13 protein-coding genes are annotated in these 12420 nt (G+C 67.4%); 10 read left to right on the top strand and 3 right to left on the bottom strand.

What is annotated here, in order from left to right:
- Positions 1 to 312 precede the first annotated feature (312 nt).
- Entirely contained in the window at positions 313 to 777 is a 465-nt protein-coding gene (locus GO308_RS05125) for an Hsp20 family protein (RefSeq protein ID WP_066479348.1), read from the top strand.
- A gap of 129 nt (positions 778 to 906) precedes the next feature.
- Here the strand turns inward: GO308_RS05125 and GO308_RS05120 are convergent, their stop codons facing one another.
- Both GO308_RS05120 and secG read right to left on the bottom strand, forming a co-directional pair.
- Positions 907 to 2538, bottom strand: a complete 1632-nt coding sequence (locus GO308_RS05120; protein ID WP_066479291.1) for a CTP synthase — start codon at positions 2536 to 2538, stop codon at positions 907 to 909.
- Between the two features lie 83 nt (positions 2539 to 2621).
- On the bottom strand, positions 2622 to 3014 hold the full coding sequence (gene secG / locus GO308_RS05115; protein WP_197417112.1) for a preprotein translocase subunit SecG: 393 nt from the start codon (positions 3012 to 3014) through the stop codon (positions 2622 to 2624).
- Between the two features lie 204 nt (positions 3015 to 3218).
- Between secG and GO308_RS05110 the strand changes: the two genes are divergently transcribed.
- The 9 genes from GO308_RS05110 (at position 3219) to GO308_RS05070 (ending at position 11442) form a co-directional block, all read left to right on the top strand.
- Positions 3219 to 3584, top strand: a complete 366-nt coding sequence (locus GO308_RS05110; RefSeq protein WP_066546147.1) for a MarR family transcriptional regulator — start codon at positions 3219 to 3221, stop codon at positions 3582 to 3584.
- Positions 3585 to 3660: 76 nt separating this feature from the next.
- On the top strand, positions 3661 to 4251 hold the full coding sequence (locus GO308_RS05105; RefSeq protein WP_197419166.1) for an NlpC/P60 family protein: 591 nt from the start codon (positions 3661 to 3663) through the stop codon (positions 4249 to 4251).
- Positions 4248 to 5180, top strand: coding sequence for an N-acetyl-gamma-glutamyl-phosphate reductase (gene argC, locus GO308_RS05100; RefSeq protein ID WP_240884251.1), 933 nt, complete (start codon positions 4248 to 4250; stop codon positions 5178 to 5180). Before GO308_RS05105 ends, argC begins: the two co-directional genes overlap by 4 nt.
- A gap of 152 nt (positions 5181 to 5332) precedes the next feature.
- Positions 5333 to 6790, top strand: coding sequence for a glucose-6-phosphate dehydrogenase (zwf, locus tag GO308_RS05095; RefSeq protein ID WP_240884249.1), 1458 nt, complete (start codon positions 5333 to 5335; stop codon positions 6788 to 6790).
- Positions 6791 to 6839: 49 nt separating this feature from the next.
- Positions 6840 to 7544, top strand: coding sequence for a 6-phosphogluconolactonase (gene pgl, locus GO308_RS05090; RefSeq protein WP_066546156.1), 705 nt, complete (start codon positions 6840 to 6842; stop codon positions 7542 to 7544).
- A gap of 1 nt (position 7545) precedes the next feature.
- Positions 7546 to 9363 carry a phosphogluconate dehydratase gene (gene edd / locus GO308_RS05085; RefSeq protein ID WP_240884248.1) on the top strand — a complete coding sequence of 606 codons (1818 nt, stop codon included), beginning with the start codon at positions 7546 to 7548 and terminating at the stop codon, positions 9361 to 9363.
- A 13-nt stretch (positions 9364 to 9376) separates the two neighbouring features.
- Positions 9377 to 10348: a glucokinase gene (glk, locus tag GO308_RS05080; RefSeq protein ID WP_066479279.1), complete on the top strand. Its 972-nt coding sequence runs from the start codon at positions 9377 to 9379 to the stop codon at positions 10346 to 10348.
- A complete protein-coding gene (gene eda / locus GO308_RS05075) occupies positions 10345 to 10956 on the top strand; it encodes a bifunctional 4-hydroxy-2-oxoglutarate aldolase/2-dehydro-3-deoxy-phosphogluconate aldolase (RefSeq protein ID WP_066546164.1) in 612 nt (203 codons plus the stop codon). Before glk ends, eda begins: the two co-directional genes overlap by 4 nt.
- A gap of 3 nt (positions 10957 to 10959) precedes the next feature.
- A complete protein-coding gene (locus GO308_RS05070; RefSeq protein WP_066673983.1) occupies positions 10960 to 11442 on the top strand; it encodes a DUF5946 family protein in 483 nt (160 codons plus the stop codon).
- A 4-nt stretch (positions 11443 to 11446) separates the two neighbouring features.
- Here GO308_RS05070 and mltG read toward each other — a convergent pair whose 3' ends face one another.
- Positions 11447 to 12415, bottom strand: coding sequence for an endolytic transglycosylase MltG (gene mltG, locus GO308_RS05065; RefSeq protein WP_240884239.1), 969 nt, complete (start codon positions 12413 to 12415; stop codon positions 11447 to 11449).
- Positions 12416 to 12420: the final 5 nt, after the last annotated feature.

Raw genomic sequence — 12420 nt, 5'->3', positions numbered from 1 at the left:
AAACTGCGCATAGCAAAGCCCCACGAAACGTCGGCAATGGCCGTGGTTCGGGGAGGCTTCTGATCCCGTCTGTGTACGACACGGATGTGCGGAGCGGAGCCAATCAAGGGGGCTGACGCGCAGTCGTCACGCAGGCGCCCGGGTTGGAAACAGCCCGGGCGTTTGTGCGTCACATGGGCTGACCCCGCCCTTGAAACCCGCGAAATCAATCCCAAATTTCAGTCATGCGATCGCCGATCGGGATCGCATTTACGGTGTCGCGCCGTCGCGGACACCGTGTGACGTTCATGTTGCTCAATGGAGGATTTGAAGATGCGTCAGCTGGATTTCACCCCCTATCGCCGTTCGGCCATCGGCTTCGACCGGCTGTTCGACATGCTGGAAGCGAGCGCGCGCCAGGCGTCGAACGAAAACTACCCGCCCTTCAACCTCGAGCGGCTGGCGGAGGACCGTTACCGGATCACGCTGGCGGTCGCCGGGTTCAAGGCGGACGAGATCGACATTACTGCGCAGCAGAACCTGCTGCTCATCACGGGCAAGAAGAGCGATGAACGGAATACGGAGGCGGGCCAGTTCCTGCATCTCGGCATCGCCAACCGCAGCTTTGAGCGGCGCTTCGAGCTCGCCGATTTCATTCGCGTCGAGGCTGCGAACCTCAGCGACGGTCTGTTGATCGTCGACCTGGTGCGCGAAGTGCCCGAAGCGATGAAGCCCAAGAAGATTCCGGTCGCCACCTCGACCCCGGCGGCCCCGATCGAGCATCGCGACGCGGCCTGACCGCGATCGCCACGACCTGGCGGCGTCTTTCTCCCTTGGATGCCGCGGCAGGAGCGCCCGGGCCTCTGGCTCGGGCGCTTTTTGCATCATGACCGCGGATCGGATGCAGGCGTGGCAGTCCGCCTGTAATCAGACCAGTCGCGACTGGCGCACCGCCGCTTCGATGAAGCTTGCAAACAGCGGATGCGGCTCGAAGGGGCGCGACTTGAGCTCGGGGTGGAACTGCACGCCGACGAACCAGGGATGATCGGGCCGCTCGACGATTTCGGGCAGCGCACCGTCGGGCGACATGCCGGAAAAGACCAGCCCGTCGCGTTCGAGCACGTCACGATAATGGGTGTTGACCTCGTAGCGGTGGCGATGGCGCTCGCTGATGTCGGTCTCCCGATAGATCGAGGCGACGACGCTGTTCCCCGCCAGCTTGGCGGGATAGGCGCCCAGCCGCATCGTGCCGCCCAGATCGCCGCCGGCATCGCGCTTTTCCAGTCCCTTGGCGCTCATCCATTCGGTGATCAGCCCGACCACCGGCGCTTCGGTCGCGCCGAATTCGGTGGTGGAGGCACCCGCAACCCCCTGATCGCGTGCGGCCTGGATACACGCCATCTGCATCCCCAGGCAGATGCCAAAGAACGGAACCTCCCGCTCGCGGGCGAACCGGACGCTGGCGATCTTGCCCTCCGATCCGCGCTCGCCAAAGCCGCCGGGGACGAGGATGCCGTGCATCGGCTCGAGATGCGCCGCCACCTCATCGGCATCGCGCTCGAACAGTTCGGCGTCGAGCCAGCGGACATTGACCTTCACCCGGTTGGCAATGCCGCCATGGACCAGCGCCTCGTGCAGCGACTTGTACGCATCGGGTAGCCCGACATATTTGCCGACGACACCGATCGTCACCTCGCCTTCGGGATTCGACAGGCGATCGACGATTTCGCGCCATCGGCTCAGCTCGGGCGCGCTTTCCGCCGGCATGCCGAACGCGCGCAGCACCTCCCGGTCCAGCCCCTCGGCATGATATTGCAGCGGCACGGCATAGATGCTGCGGGCATCGAGCGCGGGGATCACCGCTTCCTTGGGCACGTTGCAGAACAGCGCGATCTTGGCGCGCTCGCCATCGGGCAACGGACGTTCGCACCGGCAGACCAGCACTTCGGGCTGGACGCCGAGCGCGGCGAGCTCGCGCACCGAATGCTGGGTGGGCTTGGTCTTCAGCTCGCCCGCAGCCGAGATATAGGGCACCAGCGTGACGTGGATGCTGATCGACTGGCCACGGCCCAGTTCGTTCTTCAACTGGCGGATCGCCTCGATGAACGGCAGCGACTCGATGTCGCCCACCGTCCCGCCGATTTCGCACAGCACGAAATCCAGATCGTCCGTTTCCGCCTGCGCAAACGCCTTGATCGCGTCGGTGACGTGGGGAATGACCTGAACCGTTGCGCCCAGATAGTCGCCGCGCCGCTCGCGCGCGATGATCTGGCTGTAGATGCGGCCCGAGGTCACATTGTCGGACTGTCGCGCCGACACGCCGGTGAACCGCTCGTAATGGCCCAGGTCGAGGTCGGTCTCGGCCCCGTCATCGGTGACGTAGACCTCGCCATGCTGATAGGGCGACATCGTGCCCGGATCGACGTTCAGATAGGGGTCGAATTTCCGGATGCGAACGCGATAGCCGCGCGCCTGGAGCAGCGCCGCGAGGCTCGCCGCCATCAATCCCTTGCCAAGTGACGACACCACGCCGCCGGTGATGAAAATATACCGCGCCATGGGAATAACGGCGTAATCCTTGAGAGCAACATCGCGCAAGCGCGCGAATCCGCGCGCCGCGAAAAAAATCGGTCGGAACGGGTTTACTGGACGACGGGAACTGCGTCGTCGGTGCCGTTCTGGGCGGCGACGATGTTCGCCGCCGCCTCGCCCAGCGGGTCATCGGCACCAGGGCGCGCGGCCGCAGGCGGCGTGGCTGGCGCGGTGGCGGCGGGGTCGCGAGCCAGGCTGGTGTCGATCCGGTCGCTGCCGCGCGTCGCCGCAACCACCGCCAGCACGATGCTCATCGCGATGAACAGTCCGGCCAGGATCGACGTCGCGCGCGTCAGGAAATCGGCGGCACCGCGCGCCGACATCAGTCCCGACGGGCTGCCGCCCGAGGTCAGCCCGCCGCCCTCCGACCGCTGCATCAGGATCACCGTCACCAGCATGGCGGCGATGATGGCGTGAACGACGAGCAGGAAAGTGAACAGCATGGCGTTGGATCAATCGTTTCGGGGAAGTGTCGGCGGCGACATAGGCGGTGTGCCTGCCACGATCAACCTGCGGCGATCACCCCGCGCGACGGCGACCGTAACATTTCGGCTGCGCGCGGAAACTTGCCTGTCGGTTCGGCGTTCATCTCGCGTGGAAAGCCGCACCTATCCCAAGACGAGTTGGAACCTGATGTGAATGCGTTGATGCCCAAGCCTCTGTCGTCATGGAAATTGGCGTTGGTCGAATATGTGCGCTCGGGTGAACCCGACCTCACCAATCGACAAATGGCCCTGCTGTTGCTCGTCTATCTCGACCCGGGCCCACATACCGTGCGTGGACTCGCCAGCGCACTGAATGTATCGAAGCCCGTGGTGACGCGCGCCTTGAACCGCCTGGGGGGGCTGGGCTATCTGCGCCGCCAGCGTGACGAACGCGACAAACGAAACATCTTCGTCGCGCGAACGGATGAGGGGGCAGATTTTCTTGCAGAATTCGGGCAGTTCCTTGTCGGCAAACGATTTGCCGACCCCCCGGCCCATCGCACCAACGCCGAACCGGTTCGCGCTTAGCCAGCATTCGGTCGCCATCGATCGTCGGATCGACGCCGTTCGCGGCGACCTGGCCCATATCGATTTTGCAGGACGCGTGTTCGTGCCGAGCTATGCCCAGCCGATTCGTCGGGTGGTGATGACGCGCGGCGAGGTTCGTGCCGACGTGCGCGGCGACAGCGAGATCCTGTCCGAAATCCTGCCCGGCGAAGCCTTTGACGTGCTGGAAATCGCCGCGCACCGCGCGTGGGGACAATCGCCGATCGATGGAACCGTGGGTTATGTCGATGCGAGCGTGCTCGGCGGCGTCGGTGCCGATGACCGGATAACGCACCGCGCATCCCCCGAACCGGCGACGATTGCGGAAATCGCGGCCGGCTTCGTCGGTATCCCGTATCGCGCGGGCGGACGATCGTCAGCGGGAATGGATGGCGGCGGGCTTGTCTTTGCCGTGCTGCGCGACGCAGGGGTTCCGGCCCCGCGCTTCGTCGACCTGCAGCGGGAACTCGGCGTGGCGGTGGCGGGTGAGCCCGAACCGGGCGACCTGTGTTTCGCAGGCGACCGCGTCGGCGTCCTGGAGACGTCCACGACCCTGATCTGCGCGGACCCGGTTCGGGGCGTCATCCGTCTCGACCTGGCGACTGTCGGGCCGGCGGACGCGGACCGCATCTGGCGGCGAGTGGCATGACGACGACGGTGTTCATCGATGGGGCGGTCGGCACGACTGGCCTCGAAATCCGCGAGCGGCTGGCCGAGCGTGCCGAGATCGACGTCGTCACCCTGGACGACGCGCGCCGCAAGGATGCTGCCGCGCGGTCGGAGGCGCTGAACGACGCCGACATCGTCATTCTCTGCCTTCCCGACGACGCCGCGCGCGAGGCGGTCGGTCTGATCGCCAATCCGCGCACGCGGGTGATCGACGCGTCGAGCGCCCACCGGATCGCGGAAGGATGGACCTACGGCTTCGCCGAGCTTGAGCCCGCCCAGGCGCAGGCGATCGCTGCCGCGACGCGGGTCAGCAATCCGGGCTGCTACCCGACCGGTTTCCTCGCGCTCGTGCGGCCACTGGTCCGCGCCGGGCTGGTGCCGCATGATTTTCCGCTCAGCGTCAACGCCGTCTCGGGCTATTCGGGCGGCGGCCGCGCGATGATCGAGGCGTTCGAGGGCGGAACCGAACCGACCGCGTTTCGCGCCTATGCCATGGCGCTCGGCCACAAGCATGTGCCCGAGATGCAGCGCCACGCCCGGCTGGAGCATCCGCCGATCTTTCAGCCCGCGGTCGCGCGCACCTATCGCGGCATGGTCGTCGAAGTCCCCCTGCCCCTGTATGCGCTGCCGCGCCGGCCGGGACTGGCGACGATCGAGGCGACGTTGCGCGATGCCTATCGGGACAGCCCGCTCATCCGCGTCGAGAGCGACCCCGACGACGTCCCCGTGCCGATCGAGGTCGATGCCGGCAGCGACCGGCTGACCCTGCGCGTCTATGGCAATGCCGAGCGCGGGCACGCCCGCCTGGTCGCGACGCTCGACAATCTCGGCAAGGGCGCGGCGGGTGCCGCGGTCCAGAACCTCAACCTGATGGCCGGGTTCGACCCCGTCGCGGGGCTGACCGTCTAGACACGGGCTGGACGCGCCGCACCTCCATACGTATGCCGCGGGGCGAACCTTGATCTTTGCCGCGGCATCGTGTCGACCGGCAGAGCCAGCCAAACGGCATCAGCCGCAGCGCCAACCGGCGCCGCACGAGCGGACAGGAGAATGACAACGCGATGAGCCAGGCAGTCGGCAAGCTTCTGGTGTTCGGCGCGACGGGCGACCTTGCCCAGCGCATGCTCCTCCCCTCGCTCTACGGGCTGCACGTCGACCGGCTGTTGCCGGCGGGGCTGGAAATCTATGGCACCGCCCGGTCGGAACATGACGATGCCGGCTATCGCGCCTTCACCGCGACCGCGCTCGAGGCGCATCTGCCGGCCGATCGCAAGGATGCAGCGGAAGTCGAATCGTTCCTGAAGCGGGTGCACTACCAGCCGCTCGACGCGTCGACGATCGAGGGCTTCGATGCGCTGGCGGCGAAGCTGGGCGACATCTCGGGCGGGCTCGCCATCTTCCTGTCGACCGCGCCGTCGCTGTTCGGCCCGACGATCAAGGGGCTGGAATCGGCCGGACTGGCGGGGCAGAATGTCCGGATCGGGCTGGAAAAGCCACTCGGCCACGACCTCGCGTCGAGCTGCGAGATCAACGACATCGTCGCCTCCGCCTTTCCGGAGGACCGCACCTTCCGGATCGACCATTATCTCGGCAAGGAAACCGTCCAGAACATCCTGGCGCTGCGCTTCGGCAATTCGCTGTTCGAGCCGAGCTGGAACGCGCGCGGGATCGACCATGTCCAGATCACCATTTCGGAGACCGTCGGGCTGGAGGGGCGCGCGGGCTATTATGACGGCTCTGGCGCGCTCAGGGACATGGTGCAGAACCACATGCTGCAACTGCTCGCGCTCATCGCGATGGAGCCGCCGGCGCGCGTCGACGGCACCGCGATCCGCGACGAGAAGGTCAAGGTGCTGCGCTCGCTGCGCCCGATCCGCGCAACCGATGTCGAGAAGCTGACCGTCACGGGCCAATATACCGGCGGCGCGGTCGACGGGCGGATCGTCACCGGCTATGGTGAGGAGCTGGGCCGCACGTCGAACGCGGAGACGTTCGTGGCGATCAAGGCGCATGTCGACAATTGGCGGTGGCAGGGCGTGCCCTTCTATCTGCGCACCGGCAAGCGGATGGCGGAACGCCGTTCGGAGATCGTCGTTCAGTTCAAGCCGGTGCCGCATTCGATCTTTGCCGAACGCGGCGGGTCGCTTCAGCCCAATACGCTGGTCATCCGCCTCCAGCCCGAGGAATATGTCCGCTTGCTGGTCATGGCGAAGGAACCGGGCCTCGACCGTGAGGGCATCCGCCTGCGCGAAGTGCCGCTCGACCTGTCGCTCACCACGGCCTTTGCGGGTACGCGGCGGCGGATCGCCTATGAGCGCCTGTTGCTCGACCTGATCGAGGGCGACGCGACGCTGTTCGTGCGCCGGGACGAGGTCGAGGCGCAATGGCAGTGGATCGACGGGATTCGCGACGGCTGGGCCGCGCATGGACAGGCGCCCAAGCCCTATGCGTCGGGCGGCTGGGGCCCGTCCGCCGCGATCGCGCTGACCGAGCGCGACGGCGTGACCTGGAACGAATGAACGGCTCCGGCCCACGTGGCGCGGCGACGGAACACGACAAGGAAACGAGATGACCGAGATCGAATGGTGGGATTATGACGACGCCACCGAAATGGCCGATGCGGTCGCGGGCGACGTGCAGTTCATCATCGAAAGCGCAATCGACGCGCGCGGTGCCGCAGTCATCGCGCTGCCCGGTGGCAAGACCCCGCTGCCGATCTACGATCGCCTGGCGAAGGCCAAGCTCGACTGGAAGCGCGTGACGATCGTGCCGACCGACGACCGGCTGGTGCCGATGGGCGACCCGCTGAGCAACATCACCGCGATCGGCAAGGTCTTCGTGCCCAAGGGCGCGCGCGTGTTCCCGATCACCAGCGAGAAGGCGGAGGATTACAAGGCGGCGGGCCGCGCGGCCGACGCGCGGTTGCAGGACCTGCACTGGCCGCTCGACCTGTGCCTGCTGGGCGTGGGCGGCGATGGCCATACCGCGTCGATCTTTCCCGGCCCCGATCTCGACGAGGCGCTGAACGGCCCGCGCGAGCGCCGCGCGCTGGGGGTTATGCCCGACCCGCTGCCGCCCGAGGCGCCGGTGGCCCGCGTCACCCTGTCGCGCGCGTCGATCATCACGGCCAAGGCGCTGATGATCGCGGTCAGCGGCCAGGCCAAGCGCGACGTGATCGAGCAGGCGATCGAACAGGGTCAGTCCTCCCCCTTCCCCATTGGCCGCGTGCTCGCGGAAGCCGAGTTGCCGGTCGACATCCACTGGAGCGAATAAGATGTCCCTCCACCCCGTCATCGCCGCGGTCACCGACCGGATCATCGAACGCTCGCGCCCCGGCCGCGCCGCCTATCTCGACCTGATGGACCGTCAACGCGACCATGGCGTCGGTCGGCCCCGGCTGGGCTGCGCCAATCTGGCGCATGGCTATGCCGGCACCGATGAGCAGCGCGACGCGATGAAGGACGGCGCGCGCATGAACATCGGCATCGTCACGGCGTACAACGACATGCTGTCGGCACACGCGACCTTCTATCGCTATCCCGAGCAGATGAAGGTCTGGGCGATCGAGGCGGGGGCGACCGCGCAGGTCGCGGGCGGCGTGCCTGCAATGTGCGACGGCGTGACCCAGGGTTATGAGGGCATGGAGCTGTCGCTGTTCAGCCGCGACGCCATCGCGCTCTCGACTGCGGTGGCGCTCAGCCACGCGATGTTCGAGGGCATGGCGATGCTGGGGATCTGCGACAAGATCGTGCCGGGGCTGCTGATCGGCGCGCTGCGCTTCGGGCATTTGCCGGCGGTGATGATCCCCGGCGGACCGATGCGCACCGGACTGCCCAACAAGGAAAAGGCGGCGGTCCGCGAACGCTATGCCGAGGGCAAGGCGACGCGCGAGGAGCTGCTCGACGCCGAGATCGCCGCTTATCATTCCAAGGGCACGTGCACCTTCTATGGCACTGCCAATTCCAACCAGATGATGATGGAGGCGATGGGCCTGCACGTCCCCGGCGCGGCCTTCGCCAATCCGGGCACCAAGCTGCGCCAGGAACTGACGCGCAAGGCGGTGCATCGCCTCGCCGCGATCGGCTGGCAGGGCAATGACTATCGCCCGCTGTCGGCGTGCGTCGACGAGCGCGCGATCGTCAATGCGGCGATCGCGCTGCTGGCGACCGGCGGCTCGACCAACCACCTGATCCACCTGCCCGCCATCGCGCGCGCGGCGGGCATCGTCATCGACTGGGAGGATTTCGACCGGCTGTCAGGCGTCGTCCCGCTGCTCGCGCGCGTCTATCCCAACGGGTCGGCCGACGTGAACCAGTTCGAGGACGCCGGCGGCCCCGGCTTTGTGATTCGCGAGCTGCTGCGCGGCGGGCTGATCCATGGCGATATCCTGACCATCGCCGAGGGGGGCTTTGCCGAATATGGGCGCAAGCCGGTGATCGCGGACGACCAGCTCGTCTGGCAGGATCATCCCGCCACCAGTGGAAACGACGCGATCGTGCGCACGATCGACGCGCCCTTTTCGCCCGAAGGCGGCTTCCGCATCGTCCAGGGCAATCTGGGCCGTGCCTGCATCAAGGTGTCGGCGGTCGAGCGCGATCGCTGGATCATAGAGGCGCCCGCGCGCGTCTTCACGACGCAAGCCGCGGTGCAGGAGGCATTCAAGGCGGGCGAGCTCGACCGGGACGTGGTCGTCGTGGTCCGGCTGCAAGGGCCGAAGGCGAACGGGATGCCCGAACTGCACAAGCTGACGCCGCCGCTCGGCGTGCTCCAGAACCGGGGGTTCCGCGTCGCGCTCGTCACCGACGGTCGCATGTCGGGGGCGAGCGGCAAGGTACCCGCCGCGATCCACCTGTCGCCCGAGGCATTGGGCGGTGGCCCGATCGGCAAGGTGCGCGATGGCGACGTCATCCGCCTCGACGCCGAAGCCGGCACGCTGAACGCGCTGGTCGACGCCGCCGAATGGGATGCACGCGACTCGGTACTCGAAGCGCCGGTGTTCGAGGGCACAGGCCGCGAGCTGTTCAACCTGTTCCGCGCCGCCGACGAGGCCGAACGCGGCGCGTCCGCCATGCTGGCGGCGGCCGGGCTGTAGGGAGGGCGTGCCGATGGAAATCGTCACCGTCGATATTGGCGGCACGCATGCCCGCTTCGCCATCGCGGAGGTCGATGACGGTCGCGTCATCTCGCTCTCCGAACCGATGACGCAGAAGACCGCCGAGCACGCCAGCCTGCAGACCGCGTGGGAAGCGTTCGGCGTCGAGCTTGGCCGCCCCCTGCCCCGCGCGGCGTCGATCGCCGTCGCTTCGCCGATCGGGGGCGAGATCATCAAGCTGACCAACAATCCCTGGATCATCCGCCCGGCGTTGATCAACGAGCGGCTGGGCGTCGACAACTGGACGCTGATCAACGATTTCGGCGCGATTGCCCATGCCGTCGCGCAGGCCGCGCCCGAATGGTTCACGCATCTCTGCGGCCCGGACGAGCCGTTTGCCACCCGCGGCTCGATCACGGTTTGCGGCCCCGGCACCGGGCTGGGCGTCGCGCAGGTCCATTTTTCCGGCGATGGTCGTTATCACGTGATCGAAACCGAGGGCGGGCATACCGACTTCGCGCCACTCGACGGGCTGGAGGATGCAATCCTCAAGCGGCTGCGCAAGACCTATACCCGCGTGTCGGTCGAGCGGATCGTTGCCGGCCCCGGCATCGTCGCCATTTATGAAACGCTGGCGGAGATCGAGAACCGTCCGATCCAGCGTTATGACGACAAGACGATCTGGACGATGGCGCTGGAGGGCAGCGACAGCCTGGCCACCGCCGCGCTCGATCGCTTTTGCCTGAGCCTGGGTGCGGTGGCGGGCGACCTCGCGCTTTGCCACGGTCCCCGTGGCGTGGTGATCGCCGGCGGGCTTGGCCTCAGGCTCAAGGACCACCTGATCCGCTCGGGCTTCGAGCAGCGCTTCACGGCCAAGGGGCGGTTCCAGTCGCTGATGAAGTCCGTGCCGGTCAAGATCATCAGCCACCCCCAGCCGGGCCTTTATGGCGCGGCGGCGGCCTATGCGCAGGAGCACACGCGATGAGCGACATCCAGACCATCATGCGCACCAGCCCGGTCATCCCGGTGCTGGTGATCGAGGATGCGGCGACTGCCCGGCCGCTGGCGCAGGCGCTGGTCGCAGGCGGGCTGCGCGTGCTCGAAGTGACGCTGCGCACCGGCGCGGCACTGGAAGCGATCGCCGAGATGAAGCAGGTCGAGGGCGCGATCGTCGGCGCGGGCACGGTGGTGACCACCGAACAATTTGCGCAGGTGATGGACGCGGGCGCCGAGTTCATCGTCTCGCCCGGCCTCACGGAAAAGCTCGCCGACCCGATCATCGCCAGCGGCGTTCCCTTCCTGCCGGGCGTCGCCACTGCCGGCGACATCATGCGCGGCTATGACCTGGGGCTCAGGCACTTCAAATTCTTCCCTGCCGAAACCTCGGGCGGGCTGAAGGCGCTGAAGGCACTCGCCGCACCCTTCTACGAAGCGCGCTTTTGCCCGACCGGCGGGATCACGCCGGCGACCGCGACTGATTGGCTGAGTTTCGATCCGGTGCTTTGCGTCGGCGGCAGCTGGGTGACGCCAAAGGGCGCGAGCATGGCCGAAGTCGAGGCGCTGGCGCGGGATGCGGCGACGCTGCGGGGGTGAGCGATGATGCGCGCCCCCTGTCAGGGCTGCGGCGGCATGTTTTCAGCCGACCGCCCCGGGGCGACGCATCCCTATATGCTGGGGAGTGCCGGATGCTGGGCGACCTATGGCGAGGTGTTGGCGCGCGAATATGAACAGCCGCCATTATTTCAGGCCGTGCACCGGCTGACCGTCGACGCCTATGCCGTCCAGCATCCCGGCGATCCCGACGACCGGCGTGCGCGGCAATCGGTATGGATCCACGCGGCAGCCCTGTTCGTGATCTTCGAGCGGGGAGCCGACCATGCCGAAGCGCGAAAGCTGCTTTCCGCGCTCGCCCATCGCGAGTTTCCGCTTCTGCCGGCCCATCAGCCCTTTGCCATCACGACTGCGGAGGTCGCGGCAGCGCCGCCCGCGCGTCACGTGGAGATGGTCGAAGCCTGGGCGCGCGATGCGCATCGGTGCTGGGCCGGGCTGCGCCCGGACATCATCGCACTGCTCGGCTGATCGTTCAGATCTCGCCCCGCGCCCGCCGGATCGCGCGCCACTTGGCGACATTGGCGTTGTGCTCCGCCAGCGTGCGGGCGAAGACATGCCCGCCCGTGCCGTCAGCCACGAAATAAAGCGCATCGCTGTCCGCCGGATCGAGCACTGCGTCGATGCTCTCGCGCCCCGGATTGGCGATCGGCCCGACCGGAAGACCCACCATCGCGTAGGTGTTGTAGCCATTCTGCGCACGCAGTTCGGAGCGCAGGATGCGGCGGCCGAGCGGACGCCCCCTGGTGACCGGATAGATGACGGTCGGGTCGGCCTGGAGCGGCATGCCCATTCGCAGCCGGTTGGAATAGACCGCCGCGACCCTGCGCCGTTCCTCGGGCTTGCCGGTTTCCTTCTCGACGATCGAGGCGAGAATGATCGCCTCCTGCGGTGTCCTGACGGCCGTGGCCGGCTTGCGGCGCTTCCAGGCTTCGGCCAGGTAGCGGGTCATCGCCGCCTGCATCCGCCCGACCACCTCGGCGCGCGTGTCGCCGCGCTGATAACTGTAGCTGTCGGGCAGCACCGAGCCCTCCGCCGGCACCGCCACGCTTCCGGTCAGCTGCGGCGCCTTCATCACCGCGTCATGCACCATGACGGACGGCCAGCCCTCGGGCACGCGCACCAGCCGCTGCAGTGTCTCGCCGCGCTGGAGCAGGTTCAGGATCTCTGCCTGGCTCATACCCTTGGCGAGGCGATACTCGCCCGCCTGGATCGCGGTGTCGTCGCCCAGCACGCGGGCGAGCAGGACGAAACGGCGCGCGGACGTGACGGCGCCAGCCCGTTCGAGCGCGCTCGCCGCACCCGACAGGCTGGACCCGCGTGCAATCAGGACGGTCGTGTTTGCCTCCAGCGGTCCCGCGCCGCGCCAGCTGTTCAGCGCGAGCGCCACGCCGGCGACCAGCGCGAGGACGAGGACAAGTCCGAAACAGCCAAGCCTGCGCATCGACC

This window comes from Sphingomonas sp. SFZ2018-12, assembly GCF_022496715.1.
In the GTDB taxonomy this organism is placed as follows: domain Bacteria; phylum Pseudomonadota; class Alphaproteobacteria; order Sphingomonadales; family Sphingomonadaceae; genus Sphingomonas.
Note: the sequence above shows the minus strand (reverse complement) of the source record. Positions and strands in the feature narration are given on the sequence as shown.